This window comes from Microbacterium hominis NBRC 15708, assembly GCF_001592125.1.
GTDB lineage: Bacteria > Actinomycetota > Actinomycetes > Actinomycetales > Microbacteriaceae > Microbacterium > Microbacterium hominis.
Window position 1 is genome coordinate 186666 of record NZ_BCWI01000001.1, and the last position, 17342, is coordinate 204007.

16 protein-coding genes are annotated in these 17342 nt (G+C 69.9%); 12 read left to right on the forward strand and 4 right to left on the reverse strand.

The annotated features are described in order from the left end of the window. Positions 1-50: 50 nt before the first annotated feature. Entirely contained in the window at positions 51-1661 is a 1611-nt protein-coding gene (locus MHO01S_RS00915; protein ID WP_082734066.1) for a UDP-N-acetylmuramoyl-L-alanyl-D-glutamate--2,6-diaminopimelate ligase, read from the forward strand. Between the two features lie 34 nt (positions 1662-1695). Here the strand turns inward: MHO01S_RS00915 and MHO01S_RS00920 are convergent, their stop codons facing one another. Further along, complete coding sequence (locus tag MHO01S_RS00920; protein WP_060958713.1) at positions 1696-1932, reverse strand: hypothetical protein; 237 nt, start codon at positions 1930-1932, stop codon at positions 1696-1698. A 38-nt stretch (positions 1933-1970) separates the two neighbouring features. Between MHO01S_RS00920 and MHO01S_RS00925 the strand changes: the two genes are divergently transcribed. The 11 genes from MHO01S_RS00925 to MHO01S_RS00975 all read left to right on the forward strand — a co-directional run bounded on the left by MHO01S_RS00925 (position 1971) and on the right by MHO01S_RS00975 (position 13996). Continuing rightward, the gene (locus MHO01S_RS00925) at positions 1971-2408 is read left to right on the forward strand and encodes a MarR family winged helix-turn-helix transcriptional regulator (RefSeq protein ID WP_061781719.1); all 438 of its coding nucleotides are present in this window, start codon (positions 1971-1973) and stop codon (positions 2406-2408) included. Between the two features lie 61 nt (positions 2409-2469). Then, positions 2470-5388, forward strand: coding sequence for an excinuclease ABC subunit UvrA (gene uvrA / locus MHO01S_RS00930; RefSeq protein ID WP_060958711.1), 2919 nt, complete (start codon positions 2470-2472; stop codon positions 5386-5388). A gap of 1 nt (position 5389) precedes the next feature. Beyond that, positions 5390-7309, forward strand: coding sequence for an excinuclease ABC subunit UvrC (gene uvrC / locus MHO01S_RS00935; RefSeq protein WP_060958710.1), 1920 nt, complete (start codon positions 5390-5392; stop codon positions 7307-7309). A gap of 46 nt (positions 7310-7355) precedes the next feature. Beyond that, the gene (gene rapZ, locus MHO01S_RS00940) at positions 7356-8231 is read left to right on the forward strand and encodes an RNase adapter RapZ (RefSeq protein WP_060958858.1); all 876 of its coding nucleotides are present in this window, start codon (positions 7356-7358) and stop codon (positions 8229-8231) included. A gap of 39 nt (positions 8232-8270) precedes the next feature. After that, the gene (whiA, locus tag MHO01S_RS00945; protein ID WP_060958709.1) at positions 8271-9248 is read left to right on the forward strand and encodes a DNA-binding protein WhiA; all 978 of its coding nucleotides are present in this window, start codon (positions 8271-8273) and stop codon (positions 9246-9248) included. A gap of 144 nt (positions 9249-9392) precedes the next feature. After that, positions 9393-10022 (forward strand): superoxide dismutase, encoded by a 630-nt coding sequence (locus MHO01S_RS00950; protein WP_060958708.1) that lies wholly within the window; start codon positions 9393-9395, stop codon positions 10020-10022. A 139-nt stretch (positions 10023-10161) separates the two neighbouring features. Continuing rightward, a complete protein-coding gene (gap, locus tag MHO01S_RS00955) occupies positions 10162-11172 on the forward strand; it encodes a type I glyceraldehyde-3-phosphate dehydrogenase (protein ID WP_060958707.1) in 1011 nt (336 codons plus the stop codon). 9 nt (positions 11173-11181) lie between these two features. After that, complete coding sequence (locus MHO01S_RS00960; protein WP_060958706.1) at positions 11182-12399, forward strand: phosphoglycerate kinase; 1218 nt, start codon at positions 11182-11184, stop codon at positions 12397-12399. Continuing rightward, the gene (tpiA, locus tag MHO01S_RS00965; protein WP_223848940.1) at positions 12399-13181 is read left to right on the forward strand and encodes a triose-phosphate isomerase; all 783 of its coding nucleotides are present in this window, start codon (positions 12399-12401) and stop codon (positions 13179-13181) included. The genes MHO01S_RS00960 and tpiA overlap by 1 nt, the downstream gene beginning before the upstream one ends. A 210-nt stretch (positions 13182-13391) precedes the next feature. Beyond that, positions 13392-13640, forward strand: coding sequence for a preprotein translocase subunit SecG (secG, locus tag MHO01S_RS00970; protein ID WP_060958704.1), 249 nt, complete (start codon positions 13392-13394; stop codon positions 13638-13640). After that, positions 13640-13996, forward strand: coding sequence for an RNA polymerase-binding protein RbpA (locus MHO01S_RS00975; RefSeq protein ID WP_060958703.1), 357 nt, complete (start codon positions 13640-13642; stop codon positions 13994-13996). The genes secG and MHO01S_RS00975 overlap by 1 nt, the downstream gene beginning before the upstream one ends. Before the next feature lie 46 nt (positions 13997-14042). On the opposite strand, the gene pgl is transcribed toward MHO01S_RS00975, so the two are convergent. The 3 genes from pgl to zwf are packed head-to-tail and all read right to left on the reverse strand — an operon-like array spanning position 14043 to position 17319. Then, entirely contained in the window at positions 14043-14822 is a 780-nt protein-coding gene (gene pgl / locus MHO01S_RS00980; RefSeq protein WP_060958702.1) for a 6-phosphogluconolactonase, read from the reverse strand. A gap of 8 nt (positions 14823-14830) precedes the next feature. After that, positions 14831-15772 (reverse strand): glucose-6-phosphate dehydrogenase assembly protein OpcA, encoded by a 942-nt coding sequence (locus tag MHO01S_RS00985; protein ID WP_060958701.1) that lies wholly within the window; start codon positions 15770-15772, stop codon positions 14831-14833. After that, the gene (zwf, locus tag MHO01S_RS00990) at positions 15769-17319 is read right to left on the reverse strand and encodes a glucose-6-phosphate dehydrogenase (protein WP_060958700.1); all 1551 of its coding nucleotides are present in this window, start codon (positions 17317-17319) and stop codon (positions 15769-15771) included. Before zwf ends, MHO01S_RS00985 begins: the two co-directional genes overlap by 4 nt. Positions 17320-17342 lie beyond the last annotated feature (23 nt).

Sequence of the window (17342 nt, forward strand, 5' to 3'; positions counted from 1 at the left end):
GCACGGCGCGCGTTCATGGGAGGTGGCTATCGGTTTGCTATCGTCACCGAGTGAGTATCGAGCAGTCCTGCGCGCCGGAACCCTCGGACGCGGGAACGAGCAGTACGGCGGGGGCCGTCGCGGCCGTCGTCAACCGACCCGACCACGTGACGCCGCGCACCCTGGATGAGGTTGCGGCCCGGCTTCCGAGCGCACGTGTGACGGGGTCGGCGACCGTGACGGGGATCTCGCTGACGACCGCGTCGACCCGCGCGGGCGACCTCTTCCTCGCCCAGCCGGGAGCGCGCACCCACGGCGCACGCTTCGTGGCGGACGCGGTCGCCGCCGGCGCCGCCGCGGTGCTCACGGATGCCGAGGGAGCCGCGATCATCGCGGAGACACCCGGCCTGGACCAGCTCGCCCGCATCGTCGTCGACGAGCACCCGCGCCGGTTCCTCGGTGCGCTCGCCGCCTGGTTCTATGGGTATCCCGCGCAGGCGCTGAAGACCATCGGCGTCACCGGCACTCAGGGGAAGACTTCGACGACCTATCTCGTGGACGCCGCGCGCGGCTCGATCCGCAGCGGCGTGATCGGTTCGATGGGGACCCGCATCGACGGCGTCGCGGTGCCCTCCACGCTGACGACCCCGGAAGCTCCGCAGATGCAGGCCCTCTTGGCTCTCATGCGCGAGCGCGGGGTCGAGGTGGTGTCGTCGGAGGTGTCCAGCCACGCGATCACGATGAATCGGGTCGCCGGGCTCCACTTCGACGTCGGCGTGTTCCTCAACCTCGGTCACGACCACCGCGACTTCCACGGCACGCAGGAGGCCTACCTCCTGGCCAAGCGCGAGCTGCTGACGAGCGCGATGTCGGGTGTCGGCCTGGTGAACGTCGACGACCGTGCCGGCCGTCGCCTGCACGCCGATCCCGAGCTGCACACGCAGTCGTATTCGGTCACGGGCCGAGAGGCGGACTGGCGGGCGGTCGACGTCGAGCTCGGCCTGCACGGATCCTCCTTCACGGTCGTGGGGCCCGAGGGGCAGTCGGCCCGCTTCACGACGCCGATGGTCGGCGAGTTCAGCGTCAGCAACATCGTCGCCGCCGTGGCGGCGCTCGACATCGTCGGGCATCCGCTGTCGGCGTCGGTCGCGGGCATCGCGACGTTCACCGGCGTCGAGGGCCGCGTGCAGTTCGTGCCGGTCGACGCGCCCTTCCAGGTCGTCATCGACGCCGGTCACAAGCCCGAGGCGATCAACGCCCTCCTGCGCGCCATGCGCCCGCTCACTCCGGCGCGGATCATCACGGTGATCGGCTCCAACGGCAACCGCGACATGCACAAGCGGCCTCTCATGGGCCGGTTCGCGGCGATGGCCTCGGACATCGTGATCGTCACCGACGACAACCCGGCCGACGAGGATCCCGCGACGATCCGCCGCGCGGTGGTCGCGGGCACCCGGGGCTCGCGCGCACAGGTCTTCGACGTCGCGGGACGCGCCGAGGCGATCCACAAGGCGGTCGAGCTGGCGGAGGAGGGGGACCTGATCGCGATCGTCGGCAAGGGCGACGAGCGTCACCAGATCATGCGCGACGGCGTGATCGTCCCGCACAGCGACCCCGACGAGGTCGAGTGGGCCCTGCAGCGGCGGCGTGCCGCCGCGGCGGCCGCGGCATCCGAGGGCTGACCGTCCGGCGGTCGTCCGGCGTCGGGGGAGTGCCTCAGGGGCAGTGCATGAGGGGCTTCGGGCCGCTGCGGTCGAACGTGTGCTGCGACATCGGCGCTCCGCACAGCGGGCACGCGCGCTCGGCGCGGGCGGGCTCCGGCTCGACGTCGTAGGGGCCCACCGAGGCCGGTCCCGCGAAACGGATCAGGCGCGTGTTGAGGTACGTGTACCAGCCGCCGGCCTCGCGGACCCGCTCGCGCAGCGGAGGGCGATCCGGATCGTTTCGTGTCATGAAGATTAGTGTACTAACGATTCGACTAGACTGGCGGCGTGGATTCTCGCGACGACCTCCTGAAGCTGGAGAACCAGCTCTGCTTCGCGCTCGTGACGGCGGCCCGCAACGTCGTCTCGATCTATCGGCCCGTGCTCGAGCCCCTCGGCCTGACGCATCCCCAGTACCTCGTGATGCTCGCGCTGTGGGAGAGCTCACCGCGCTCGCTGAGCGCGCTGGCCGACGAGCTCGCGATGGAGCCCGCGACGCTCTCGCCGCTCGTCAAGCGTCTGGAGGCGCAGGGCAGGGTCTCGCGCACGCGCCGGGCGGATGACGAGCGCGTCCTCGAGATCGCGCTCACGGCCGAGGGGCGTGCCCTGCGCACCGAGGCCCTCGACGTTCCCGGGCAGATCATGGCACGGGTGGGGGTCGACGCCACCGAGCTCGCGGCGCTCCGCGACGGTCTCGCGCCGTTCGCGGGGCGTCGGGTCGACTGAGCCGGCTACGCCGACAGCGCACGTCGGATCCGGTGTCGGAGGCCCCACCTAGACTTGTGCGGTGCCCATCGTCCCTGTCGCCTCGTCGAAACTCAGCGTCCGCGGAGCCCGCGTCCACAACCTCAAGAACGTCGATCTGGACATCCCTCGGGACGCCCTCGTCGTCTTCACCGGGCTGTCGGGTTCGGGCAAATCGAGCCTCGCGTTCGACACGATCTTCGCGGAGGGTCAGCGCCGCTACGTCGAGTCGCTCAGCGCATACGCGCGTCAGTTCCTCGGCCAGGTCGACCGTCCCGACGTCGATTTCATCGAGGGCTTGAGCCCCGCCGTCTCCATCGACCAGAAGTCGACCAACCGCAACCCCCGCTCCACCGTGGGCACGATCACGGAGATCCACGACTACATGCGCCTGCTCTGGGCGCGCATCGGCATCCCGCACTGTCCCGAGTGCGGCGCGCAGATCCAGCGGCAGACGGTGCAGCAGATCGCCGATCAGCTGATGGAGCTGCCGGAGCGCACGCGCTACCAGATCGTGGCGCCCGTCGTCTCGCAGAAGAAGGGCGAGTTCGTCGACCTCTTCAAGGAGCTGTCGGCCAAGGGCTACGCGCGCGCCGTCGTCGACGGCGACCTCATCCAGCTCGCCGAGCCGCCCACCCTCAAGAAGAGCTACAAGCACGACATCGCGGTCGTCGTCGACCGCCTCGTCGCGAGCCCCGACATCCTGGGCCGCATCACCGACTCGGTCGAGACGGCCCTCGGGCTGGCCGGCGGCATCGTCCAGGTCAACTTCGTCGACGAGGAGGGCGATGACGCCTGGGTGAGCTTCAGCGAGAAGCTCGCCTGTCCGAACGGCCACCCCCTGCAGCTCACGGAGATCGAACCGCGCACGTTCTCCTTCAACGCGCCCTTCGGCGCCTGCCCGGCGTGCTCCGGGCTCGGCACCCGGATGTCGGTCGACGTCGAGCTCATGCTCGGTGACGAGGACCTCTCGATCAACGAGGGCGTCATCATCCCGTGGACCACGCAGGGCAAGGGCCTCTACCAGTACTACGAGCGACTGCTCGTGGGTCTCGCCGACGACCTCGACTTCTCCCTCGACACCCCCTGGCGCGACCTCTCCACCGACGTGCAGGACGCGATCCTGCGCGGCGAGAACTACAAGGTCACCGTGAAGTGGCGCAACCGCTACGGCCGCGAGATGCGCTACTCCTCGGGCTTCGAGGGCGTGGTGCCGTACATCGAGCGGCAGTACACCCAGGCCGAGACCGACACGCAGCGTCAGCGATGGGCGGAGTACCTGCGCGAGGTGCCCTGCCCCGTCTGCCACGGCGACCGGCTCAAGCCCGAGGTGCTCGCCGTGCTCGTGCACGACCGCTCGATCGCCGACGCCTCGCGGATGAGCCTCGCGGAGGCGCAGGACTACTTCGCGCAGCTCGAGCTGACCGATCGTGAGGCCAAGATCGCCGCGGCCGTGCTGCGGGAGATCCGCGCCCGGCTGGACTTCCTGGTCCAGGTCGGACTGAACTACCTGAGCCTGGGCCGATCGGCCGGGTCGCTGTCGGGCGGCGAGGCGCAGCGCATCCGTCTCGCCACCCAGATCGGGTCGGGGCTGACCGGCGTCCTGTACGTCCTCGACGAGCCGTCGATCGGTCTGCACCAGCGCGACAACCGGCGCCTGATCGAGACCCTGGTCCGCCTGAAAGACCTGGGCAACACGCTGATCGTCGTCGAGCACGACGAGGAGACGGTCCACGCCTCGGACTGGGTCGTCGACATCGGACCGCGCGCCGGTGTGGACGGCGGCGAGGTCGTGCACTCCGGCCCCCTGGCCTCCCTGCTCGAGGAGGAACGATCCCTCACCGGCGCCTACCTGAGCGGCCGTCGGGCGATCGCGACCCCCAAGAAGCGCCGCAAGATCGACAAGAAGCGGATGCTGACCGTCGTCGGCGCGCGCGAGAACAACCTCCAGAACGTGACCGCGGAGTTCCCGCTCGGCGTCCTCACGGCGGTCACGGGCGTCAGCGGCTCCGGCAAGTCGACGCTGGTCAACGGCATCCTCTACGAGGTGCTCGCCACCAAGCTCAACGGCGCGCGTCGCGTGGCGGGCAAGCACACCCGCGTGACCGGGCTCGACAACCTCGACAAGGTCGTGCACGTCGACCAGGCGCCGATCGGCCGCACCCCGCGCTCGAACCCGGCGACCTACACGGGCGTCTTCGACCGCATCCGGACGCTGTTCAGCGAGACCCCCGAGGCGAAGGCCCGGGGCTACCAGCCGGGCCGGTTCAGCTTCAACGTCAAGGGCGGACGCTGCGAGGCGTGCTCCGGCGACGGCACGATCAAGATCGAGATGAACTTCCTGCCCGACGTCTACGTCGACTGCGAGGTCTGCCACGGCAAGCGGTACAACCGCGACACGCTCGCGGTGCACTACAAGGGCAAGAACATCGCCGAGGTGCTGGAGATGCCCATCTCCGAGGCCGCGGAGTTCTTCGAACCCATCCAGGCCATCCACCGCTTCCTGAAGACTCTCGTCGACGTCGGCCTCGGATACGTACGGCTGGGGCAGTCGGCCACCACCCTCTCCGGCGGTGAGGCGCAGCGGGTCAAGCTCGCCACCGAGCTCCAGCGGCGCTCGAACGGCCGCAGCATCTACGTGCTCGACGAGCCCACGACCGGACTGCACTTCGAGGACGTGTCGCGCCTGCTGCAGGTGCTCGGCGGGCTCGTCGACAAGGGCAACACGGTCGTCGTCATCGAGCACAACCTCGACGTGATCAAGTCGGCCGACTGGATCATCGACCTGGGGCCCGAGGGCGGATCGGGCGGCGGTCGCATCGTCGCCACGGGCACGCCCGAGCAGGTGGCCGACGTCGAGGAGAGTCACACCGGCGCCTTCCTCGCGGAGATCCTGGCATCCGAGCGCGAGCGGTCCGGCGCCGCAGCGAAGGCTCGGGGGCCGGTGCGGAAGGCGGGCTGAGGTGGCGTCCGACCTGCCGTACAAGCCGCGGCCGGGAGAGATCCCGACCCAGCCCGGCGTGTACCGGTTCCGCGACGCCGACGGCCGCGTGCTGTACGTCGGCAAGGCGAAGAACCTCCGGGCGCGGCTGTCGAACTACTTCGCCCCGCTGCACACCCTCCACGAGCGCACGCGCCGGATGGTGCTGACCGCGGCATCCGTGGAGTGGACCGTCGTCGCCAGCGACGTCGAGTCGTTGCAGCTCGAGTACATGTGGATCCAGGAGTTCTCGCCTCCGTTCAACGTGCGCTACAAGGACGACAAGTCCTACCCGTACATGGCGATCACGCTGGCCGACGAGGCGCCCCGCGTCATCGTGACCCGCAATCGGCGCATCCCCGGAGCGCGCTACTTCGGGCCGTATCCGAAGGTGTGGGCGGTGCACGACACCATCGATCTGATGATCAAGGTGTTCCCGATCCGCACCTGCTCCGACGCCTCGTACAAGAAGGCGATGGCCACCGGGCGGCCGTGCTTCCCCGGGCAGATCGGTCGGTGCGGGGGCCCCTGCTCGATGAAGGTGACGATCGAGGAGCACCGGGCGATCGTCGACGACTTCGTCGCGTTCATGTCCGGCGGAGACCAGCGGTTCGCGCGCGAGCTGACCGCCCGCATGCGCGAGGCCTCGGCGGAGATGGACTACGAGTCCGCGGCGCTCTACCGCGATCGTCTCCAGGCGATCGACGCCGTCCTCAGCCGCAGCTCGCTCGTGCTCGCGGAGGACACGGACGCCGACCTGTTCGGCATCGCCGAAGACGAGTTGTCGGCCGCCGTGCAGCACTTCGTCGTGCGCGGCGGCCGGGTGCGGGGTGTGCGCGCCACGACGATCGACAAGGAGCTCGACATCTCGGGCGCCGACCTCGTCGACCAGGTGGTGCAGCGCACCTACGGCTCCGCGACGGCGGCGGACATCCCGCGGCAGGTGCTGGTGCCGACGCTGCCCGACGACGCCGCCGACCTCGAGCAGTGGCTGCAGGAGCGTCGGGGCAAGCGGGTCACGCTCCAGGTCGCGCAGCGCGGTCGCAAGGCCGATCTCATGCGCACGGCGACGCTCAACGCGCAGCAGGCGCTCCTGCTGCACAAGACCCGCCGCACGTCCGACTACACGGCGCGCACGAAGGCCCTCACCGATCTGCAGATCGCGCTCGGGATGGACGAGGCGCCGCTGCGCATCGAGTGCTACGACGTGTCGCACCTGTCCGGCACGAACGTGGTCGCCTCCATGGTCGTCTTCGAGGACGGTCTGCCGAGGAAGGACCAGTACCGATCGTTCGGCGTTCCCGAGACCACGGACGACACCGACTCGCTCTACCAGGTGCTGACCCGTCGGCTCGCCCACATCGACCGCGACGAGGCGCTGCCGGATGCCGCCACGGTCGCCGTGGAGGGCGACCCGGACGCCGATCCGGACGCCCCCGTCGTCACGGAGCGCAAGCGTCCGCGCTTCGCCTACCGCCCGCAGCTGCTCGTGGTCGACGGCGGCGCGCCGCAGGTCGCGGCGGCGGCGCGGGCGCTCGAGGATGCCGGGCACACCGAGATCGCCCTGTGCGGCATCGCGAAGCGGCTCGAGGAGATCTGGCTGCCGGGGGAGGACTACCCCGTGATCCTGCCGCGCACCTCCGAGGCGCTCTACCTCCTGCAGCGCCTGCGAGACGAGGCCCATCGCTTCGCGATCACGCACCAGCGCAAGCGTCGCAAGCGCGACATCTCGACCGTGCTCGGTGAGGTGCCGGGACTCGGTGACGCGCGCATCAAGGCCCTGCTGCGTCACTTCGGCTCCGTCACCGCGCTGAGCGCCGCGACGGCCGACGAGATGACCGCCCTACCCGGCATCGGGCCGAAGCTCGCGGCGGCGATCGAGCAGCGCCTCGCGAATCGATAGGCTGTTCGTATCCGGATCGGCATGCGATCAGTCCTGGGGAGTGCACGTGGCAGATGACCAGCCCGCCGGCGAGGTGCTGATCGTCACGGGCATGTCCGGTGCCGGTCGCACGACCGCGGCCAACGCCCTCGAAGACCTCGACTGGTACGTCGTCGACAACCTCCCGCCCCAGATGCTGGGGCCGCTGCTCGAACTCACCGAGATGGCCGGCGGGGCGCTGCCGAAGCTCGCGGCGGTCGTCGATGTGCGCGGCCGCGACCTCTTCCAGGCGTTGCCGGCGGTCACCAGCGCCCTGCGCGCGGGTCGTCAGCTGCGCGTGCTGTTCCTCGACGCGGGCGACGACGTGCTCGTGCGCCGATTCGAGTCGGTCCGGCGCCCGCATCCGCTGCAGGGCGACGGCACGATCCTCGACGGCATCCAGCGCGAGCGCGAGCGGCTGGCGGTCATCCGCGAGAGCGCCGACGTCATCATCGACACGAGCGCGATGAACATCCACCAGCTGGCGAACCGCGTCGTCGACCTCTTCAGCGAGGAGGGCGCGGCGCGGCACACGATCACCGTCATGAGCTTCGGTTTCAAGTACGGCCTCCCCACCGACGTCGACCTCGTCGCCGACATGCGTTTTCTGCCGAACCCGTTCTGGATCCCGGAGCTGAAGGGGCACACCGGCGAGGAGGAGCCCGTGCGCGACTACGTGCTCGCGCAGGAGGGCGCGCGCGAGTTCATCGACGCGTACGCGACGGCCCTGCGCCCCGTCCTCGCGGGCTACCAGCGCGAGAACAAGCGCCACTCCGTTCTCGCCGTCGGGTGCACGGGCGGCAAGCACCGCTCGGTCGTGACGGCGATCGAGCTGGCCGACCGCCTGTCGCAGGTGCCGGGTGTGGCCGTACGGGTGAAGCATCGCGACCTCGGTCGCGAGTAGGCTGGATGTTTGTCCCCGCCCCCCGAACGAAGGATCGCCGTGTCGCCGACCGTTGACGTGAAGTCCGAGCTGGCCGCGGTCCGCGACCCTCGTCCCACGGCGCGGGTGGCCGAACTCACCGCGATCCTGCGCTTCTCCGGCGGCCTGCACTCGATCGCGGGACGCGTGGCCGTGGAGGCCGAGCTCGAGACGGATCCGCTCGCCCGACGCGTCGCGCGAGACATCATGGAGCTGTACGGCGTGCGCCCCGAGCTGCACCGCGTGCAGGCCTCAGGCGGACGCGCCGGCGGGCACTTCGCCGTGCGCGTCATCGAGGGCGGCGAGACCCTCGCCCGACAGACGGGACTGCTCGACGCGCGCCGTCGCCCGGTGCGCGGCCTGCCCAACAAGCTCACCACGGGGGCGCGCCACGACCTCGCGGCGGTCTGGCGCGGCGCGTTCCTGGCCAGCGGCACCCTCTCCGACCCCGGACGCTCGGCGGCGCTCGAGATCGCCTGCCCTTCGGGCGAGGCGGCCATGGCGCTCGTCGGCGCCGGCCATCGCATCGGGATCGCGGCGAAGGCCCGTGAGGTCCGCGGCGTTCCCCGGGTCGTCGTCCGCGACGGCGAGGCGATCCGTATCGCCCTGGCCGAGATGGGTGCCGTGCGCACCGCCCAGGCCTGGGAGGAGATGCGTCAGCGCCGCGAGGTGCGCGCCGGCGTCAACCGTCTGGTCAACTTCGACGATGCCAACCTGCGTCGGTCCGCACAGGCGGCCGTCGCCGCCTGTGCCCGCGTCGAGCGCGCACTGGAGATCCTGGGAGACGACGTCCCCGAGCATCTGCGCGAGGCGGGGGAGCTGCGGCTGTCCCACCGCGACGCGAGCCTCGACGAGCTCGGCCACCACGCCGACCCCCCGCTGACGAAGGATGCCGTCGCCGGCCGGATCCGGCGTCTGCTCGCGATGGCCGACAAGAAGGCCGTGAGCACCGGCATCCCCGGTACGGACTCCGCCGTGCCCGAGGGTCTCGAGGACTGACCCCCGCGTCACGGGGCGCGTGCGCGGCGGTACACGTCGGTCGCGGTGGGAACAACCCCCTGCCGGCAGCGTTGCACCTCAATAGGATGGCAATGTCCCATCGCCGCAGCGCAGTTGCGGCGCCGACGACAGGAAGAAGAGAACATGGCGATCTACACGCTGCCCGACCTCCCCTACGACTTCGCAGCCCTCGAACCGCACATCAGCGGCAAGATCATGCAGCTCCACCACGACAAGCACCACCAGGCGTACGTCACGGGAGCCAACACGGCGCTCGAGCAGCTGGCGGAGGCCCGCGAGAGCGGCAACCTGGCCAACGTGAACAAGCTCGAGAAGGACCTCGCGTTCAACCTCGGCGGCCACGTCAACCACTCGATCTTCTGGACCAACCTGGCGCCCGCGAACGACGGCGGCGGCGGACAGCCGGAGGGCGAGCTGAAGGCCGCGATCGAGGAGTTCTTCGGTGGCTTCGAGAAGTTCCAGGCGCACTTCACGGCCGCCGCGACCGGCATCCAGGGCTCCGGCTGGGCGGTGCTGAGCTGGGACCCGATCGGCGAGCAGCTGATCATCCAGCAGCTCTTCGACCAGCAGTCCAACACGGCGCAGGGCACCGTCCCGATCTTCCAGCTCGACATGTGGGAGCACGCCTTCTACCTCGACTACCTCAACGTCAAGGCGGACTACGTCAAGGCCGTGTGGAACATCGCGAACTGGGGCAACGTCGCAGAGCGCTTTTCGACGGCGCGCGAGAAGACGGCCGGACTGCTCAAGTAGTAGTCTCATGACCAGGTGAGGATGCCGGGTCCCTCCCGGCGACGGGCAGGTGACCCGGCATCCTTTTTCCTTCACACACCAAGTTCGCGACTGGCGCGTCGAAACGCCGTCGCCGTCGCGACATGAACCGGGAGACAACGTGTCTGTCAAGATCGGAATCAACGGCTTCGGCCGTATCGGCCGCAACTTCCTCCGTGCCGCGCTCGAGCAGGGGGCTGACCTCGACATCGTGGCGGTGAACGACCTCACCGACAACAAGACCCTCGCCCACCTGCTGAAGTACGACTCCGTCGGCGGCCGCCTCGACGCGGAGGTCTCGTACGACGCCGACTCCATCACCGTCAACGGCAAGGCCATCAAGGTCTTCGAAGAGCGCGACCCGGCGAACCTCCCCTGGGGCGAGCTCGGTGTCGACATCGTCATCGAGTCGACCGGCCGCTTCACCAAGGCCGCCGATGCCAAGAAGCACCTCGACGGCGGCGCCAAGAAGGTCATCATCTCGGCCCCCGGCACGGATGTCGACGGCACCTTCGTCATGGGCGTCAACGACGGCGAGTACGACTCGGCGACGATGAACATCATCTCCAACGCGTCGTGCACCACGAACTGCCTCGCGCCGCTGGCCAAGGTCTTCAACGACAACTTCGGCATCGAGCGCGGCTTCATGATGACCGCGCACGCCTACACGGCCGACCAGAACCTGCAGGACGGCCCGCACAGCGACCTGCACCGTGCGCGCGCCGCCGCGATCAACATCGTCCCGGCCTCGACGGGTGCCGCCAAGGCCATCGGCCTCGTGCTGCCCGAGCTCAACGGCAAGCTGAGCGGCTCGTCGTACCGCGTGCCGGTTCCCACCGGCTCGATCGTCGACCTCACGATCATCACGCCCACCGAGGGCCTGACCGCCGAGGTCATCAACGCGGCCTACAAGAAGGCTGCCGCGGAGGGCGAGCTCGTCGGCTACCTCAAGTACAACGAGGACGCCATCGTCTCCAGCGACATCCAGCTCGACCCGCACTCGTCGGTGTTCGACGCGGGCCAGACGAACGTCTCGGGCAACCTCGTCAAGGTCTCGTCGTGGTACGACAACGAGTGGGGCTACTCGAACCGCCTCGTCGACCTCACCGAGCTCGTCGCCGACAAGCTCTGAGGCTTCGCCATGGCTTTGCGCACCCTTGCATCCCTCGGGTCGCTGGCCGGTAAGCGCGTCATCGTCCGTGTTGACTTCAACGTCCCTCTGAAGGACGGCGTCATCACGGACGATGGCCGTATCCGGGCGGCTCTTCCGACCCTCAACGAGCTCATCAACCAGGGCGCGCGGGTCATCGCGTGCTCCCACCTCGGACGCCCCGACGGCGCGCCCGACGCCAAGTACAGCCTCGAGCCGGTCGCCCAGCGCCTGTCGGAGCTGCTCGGAAAGCCGGTCGTGTTCGCGCGCGACACGGTGGGCACCTCCGCACAGGAGGCCGTCGCGGCCCTCGAGGACGGCGATGTCACCGTCATCGAGAACCTGCGGTTCAACCCGGGGGAGACGGCGAAGGACGACGCCGAGCGTCGTGCGTTCGCGGAGGAGCTCGCCGCTCTGGGCGACGCCCTCGTCTCCGACGGCTTCGGAGTCGTCCACCGCAAGCAGGCGTCGGTCTACGACCTCGCCGAGCTGCTGCCCTCCGCGGCCGGGTACCTCATCGAGAAGGAGGTCGACGTCCTCGACCGCCTGACCGAGAACCCCGAGCGTCCCTACGCCGTCGTGCTCGGCGGCTCCAAGGTGAGCGACAAGCTGGGTGTCATCGCGCACCTCCTCCCGCGCGCGGACAAGATCCTCGTCGGCGGCGGCATGCTCTTCACCTTCCTCGCGGCCCAGGGTCACAAGGTCGGCAAGAGCCTGCTCGAGACCGACCAGATCGAGACCGTGAAGGGCTACATCGCGGATGCCGCCGCGCGCGGCGTGGAGCTGATCCTCCCGGTCGACGCGGTCATGGCCTCGGGCTTCGCGGCCGACGCCGACCACGTGGTCGCTGCCGCCGACGCGCTGGAGGACACCCCCTTCGGCGCCGACGGCATGGGCCTGGACATCGGTCCGCGCACGGCGGAGATCTTCGCCGACGCGATCCGCAGCGCGAAGACCGTGTTCTGGAACGGCCCAATGGGCGTGTTCGAGATGCCGGCGTTCGCTGCCGGTACCAAGACGGTCGCCCAGGCGCTCACCGAGGTCGACGGCCTGTCCGTCGTCGGCGGTGGCGACTCGGCCGCGGCCGTGCGTCAGCTCGGTTTCGCGGACGACCAGTTCGGTCACATCTCGACCGGCGGCGGCGCGAGCCTGGAGTTCCTGGAGGGCAAGAAGCTCCCCGGGCTGGAGATCCTCGGATGGGAGAGCTGATGGCGCGCACACCGCTCATCGCCGGCAACTGGAAGATGAACCTCGACCACCTGCAGGCGGTCGCGTTCGTGCAGAAGCTGCACTGGACGTTGAAGGACGCCGGGCACGAGGACGGCTCGGTGGAGGTCGCGGTCTTCCCGCCCTTCACCGACATCCGCACCGTGCAGACGCTGCTGGACGCCGACAAGATCCCCTTCGCGCTCGGCGCGCAGGACCTGTCGACGCACGACTCCGGCGCCTACACCGGAGAGGTGTCCGGCGCGTTCCTGAGCAAGCTGGCCTGCCGCTACGTCATCATCGGGCACTCCGAGCGTCGCGAGTACCACCACGAGAGCGACGCCATCGTCGCCGCCAAGGTGCAGGCTGCGCTCAAGCACGGTCTGGTCCCCGTCATCTGCGTGGGCGAGACGCTCGAGCAGCGCGAGGAGTCGGGGCCGACGGCCGTGTCCGTCGCTCAGCTGCGGGCCGCGCTGGAAGGCGTGCCGGCCGATGCCGACATCGTCGTGGCGTACGAGCCCGTGTGGGCCATCGGCACCGGACAGGTGGCGTCTCCCGAGCAGGCTCAGGAGGTGTGCGTCGCGCTGCGCGGCGTGCTCGCCGAGGTGCTCGGCGCGGATGCCGCCGCTCGCACCCGCGTGCTGTACGGCGGGTCGGTGAAGTCGGGCAACATCGCCAGCTTCATGCGCGAGCCGGACGTCGACGGCGCGCTGGTGGGTGGTGCGAGCCTCGTCGCGGACGAGTTCGCGGCCATCATCCGCTACCAGAAGCACGTCGGCGTCTGACGCCGTCCGACGCGCTTCGCTCTGCGTTTCGACTCGCTTCGCTCTGCGTTTCGACTCGCTGCGCTCTGCGTTTCGACTCGCTTCGCTCGCTCAACGACCGGGGGAGAGGCTCCGGTCGTTGAGCGAGCACCGCAGGCGCGAGCCGAAACGCAGGTATACTCGACCCTTGTGCGCCCGACGACGCGGGCGCCGCGAAAGGCTTCATCGACTGTGGACATCCTCGAGTTCGTGCTGCAGGTGCTGCTGGGCATCACCAGCCTCCTGCTGACCCTCCTGATCCTGCTGCACAAGGGGCGCGGCGGCGGTCTGTCGGACATGTTCGGCGGCGGCATGAGCTCTGCTCTCGGGTCGTCCGGTCTCGCTGAGCGCAACCTGAACCGCTTCACGGTCGTGCTCGCACTCGTCTGGTTCGTCGCGATCGTCGCGCTCGGACTCATCACCAAGTTCCAGGGGCTCTGATGGCAACGGGCGGAAACGCTATTCGCGGCACTCGTGTGGGTGCCGGTCCGATGGGTGAGCAGGACCACGGTCACCACGCCGACCGTATCGCCGTGTCGTATTGGGACGCGCTCGGCAACGAGACCGTGCGCTATTTCGCCGCGGGCATCGCCGAGGAGGAGATCCCCGAGGTCATCGACTCCCCGCACTCCGGGCTTCCCGCGGGCCGCGACAAGGAGAATCCTCCGGCGCTCGCGAAGACCGAGCCCTACAAGACGCATCTCGCGTACGTGAAGGAGCGTCGCACCGAGGAAGAGGCCGACGCCCTCCTCGACGACGCCCTCCAGCAGCTGCGCGAGCGCCGCGGCCAGGCCTGATCGCGGCGGCTGCCGCCGCCGACGCGTCCGCGAGGACGGCGTCCGCTCAGAAGTCCTGGTCGATCAGTTCGGCGGGCACGTTCGCAGCGGCGGCGTCGTCGACGAAGAACACCGTCTTCTTGCGCCCCTTCGCCCCGGCGGCGGGCACCGTCTCGTAGCTGGCGCCGGCGAGGGCGAGGCCCAGGGCCGCCGCCTTGTCGGTGCCCGAGACGACCAGCCACACGCAGCGTGCCGAGTTGATCACCGGTCGCGTCATCGTGACACGCACCGCCGGCGGCTTCGGCGCGTCGCGTACGGCGACCGCGGTGCGGTCGGTCACCTGGATCTCGCCGCGGTCGGGGAACAGCGAGGCGATGTGACCGTCGGAGCCGACCCCGAGGAAGCACACATAGAACTCGGGCCACGCGTGCTCGTCGGTGCCGAAGCGCGCGAGCTCGTCGGCGTACGCGGATGCCGCGGCATCCGCGTCGGGAGCGTCGCCGCTCGCCGCGATCGCGTGGACGTTCGCCGCGGGGACGTCGATGCGCGCGAGGAGCGCCTCCCGCGCCGCGCGCTCGTGGCGCTCGGGATCGTCGGCCGCCGCGAAGACCTCATCGCCCCACCAGACGTGCACGTGCGACCAGTCCACGTCCGCCCGTCGGGGGCTCGCGCCGGCCGCGCGCAGCACGGCCGTGCCGATCTGACCGCCGGCGAGGGCGATGTGGGTGGTCTTGCCGGCCGCCGAGCGGCGCGCCAGGCGCGCCAGCAGGCGGTCGGCGACGGCGGCGGCGAGCGTCGGAGCGTCCGGACTGATCACGACCCGTTTCTCGGTCCACATCTGCGCCATCGGAACTCCTAGGACTCGGTCGTGGTCGGGGGCCCCAGCAGCTCCCAGCCCTCCGTGATCACTCGACCATACAGGAGGTCGGGATCGAGCCGACGCAGCTCCTCGGCGAGGCATTCGCGGAGCGTGCGGCGCGGCAGGACGATGTCGTGCGAGGGCTGTCCGGGTTGCGTCAGCGTCGCGTCGATGTCGTTCGTCCGCTCGAGGACGATGTCTCCCGTCGCGCGCACGAGACGCACCTTCTGGATGCCGTGCTCCCACTCCTCGGGGGCCGAATAACGCCACTGCACGGGGACGTCGAGCTTCAGCCGCAGCCACGCGGCGAGCAGCCCCGTCGAGGGCGAGCTGCCGGCGCCGACGACCTCCACGGCCGTCACCGGCTCGTAGGGCGGCTGATCGAGCACGGCGGCGAGCTGCTCGCGCCAGTGCGTGAGCCGGGTCCAGGCGAGGTCCGTGTCTCCGGGCGCGTACGAGGGCCCGAGACGCGAGAGACGATCCTTCGCGTAGGGCTTGGTCGACGCATCCGTGATGCGCCGCTGCGCCATCCGGCCGATGTCGGACGCCGCAGGCTCGGCGGGCGGGAAGTCGGGCCACCAGGCGACGACCGGGGCGTCGGGCAGCAGCAGACCCGTGACGAGTCCCTCCTGGTTGGTCGCGACGTCGCCGCGGGCGCGCAGCACGACCACCTCGCTGGCCCCGGCATCCCCGCCGACGCGGATCTGCGCGTCGAGCTTGGCATCGCCTTCGGGGTCGGCGATGAGCACGATGACGCGCATCGGGTGCTCACGGGAGGCGTCGTTCGCGGCCTCGATGGCCTCCTCGTGCAGGCCGTGGGTCGTCACGATCACGAGCGTCAGCACGCGGCCGAGCGCGACCGCGCCACCCTCCTCCCGCACGCTCACGAGCGAGCGGGCGATCTTCGACACGGTGGTGTCGGGCAGGTCGACGATCACGGGCGCCTCCAGACGCGGCCATCACGGGCCAGGAGTTCATCGGCGGACGGGGGCCCCCACGAACCGGGGGAGTACTGCTCGAGAGGTCCGCCCTGCTGGGTCCAGTACTCCTCGACCGGGTCGAGGATCTTCCAGGAGAGCTCGACCTCCTCGTGGCGCGGGAACAGCGGCGGGTCGCCGAGCAGGACGTCGAGGATGAGGCGCTCGTACGCCTCCGGGCTCGACTCGGTGAACGCGTGGCCGTAGCCGAAGTCCATCGTGACGTCGCGCACCTCGTTGCCCGCGCCCGGCACCTTCGATCCGAACCGGATCGTCACGCCCTCGTCGGGCTGCACCCGGATGACGAGCGCGTTCTGGCCGAGCTCGAGCGTCTGGTTGCGCTGGAAGAGCAGCTGCGGAGCGCGCTTGAAGACGACGGCGATCTCCGTGACGCGGCGCCCGAGGCGCTTGCCCGTGCGCAGGTAGAACGGCACTCCCGCCCAGCGGCGCGTGCCGATCTCGAGCTTGATGGCGGCGTACGTCTCGGTGGTCGAGGCGGGGTTCATGCCGTCCTCCTCGAGGAAGGCGGTGACCTTCTCGCCGCCCTGCCAGCCGCCGCCGTACTGCCCGCGGGCGGTGGCGGTCGACAGGTCCTCCGGCAGCCGGACGGCGGCCAGCACCTTCTCCTTCTCGGCGCGCAGGTCCTTCGCGTCCATGGAGATCGGCTCCTCCATGGCGGTCAGCGCCAGCAGCTGCAGGAGGTGGTTCTGGATGACGTCGCGTGCCGCGCCGATGCCGTCGTAGTAGCCCGCACGGCCGCCCACGCCGATGTCCTCGGCCATCGTGATCTGCACGTGGTCGACGTAGTTGGCGTTCCAGATCGGCTCGTACAGCTCGTTGGCGAAGCGCAGCGCGAGGATGTTCTGCACCGTCTCCTTGCCGAGGTAGTGGTCGATGCGGAAGATCGAGTCGGCCGGGAAGGCGACCTCGAGCGCGGCGTTCAGCTCACGCGCCGTCTGCAGGTCACTGCCGAACGGCTTCTCGATGACGACGCGACGCCACGCGTCGGGGTTGTTGGACCGGTCGTCGACCAGTCCGGAGTCCTTCAGCTGCTTCGCGACGATGGGGAAGTCGCGCGGCGGGATCGAGAGGTAGAACGCGTGGTTGCCCATGGTGCCGCGTTCGACGTCGAGCTTCTCGACCGTCTCGCGCAGCCGGCGGAACGCGTCGTCGTCGCCGAACTCGCCGGAGACGAAGCGGATGCCCTGCAGCAGCTGCTTCCACGTCTCCTCACGGAACGGCGTGCGCGCGTGCTGGCGGACGGCGTCGTGGACGACGTTCGCGAAGTCCTGGTCCTCCCAGTCGCGGCGCGCGAAGCCGACGAGGGCGAACCCCGGCGGCAGGAGCCCGCGATTGGCGAGGTCGTAGACGGCGGGCATGAGCTTCTTGCGCGACAGGTCGCCCGTCACGCCGAAGATCACGAGCGCGCTCGGTCCGGCGATGCGATTCAGGCGTCGGTCATCGGGGTCGCGGAGCGGGTTGTGCTCGCGCGAGATCTCGGCAGTCATCGGGAAAAGACTCCTCCTGGGCC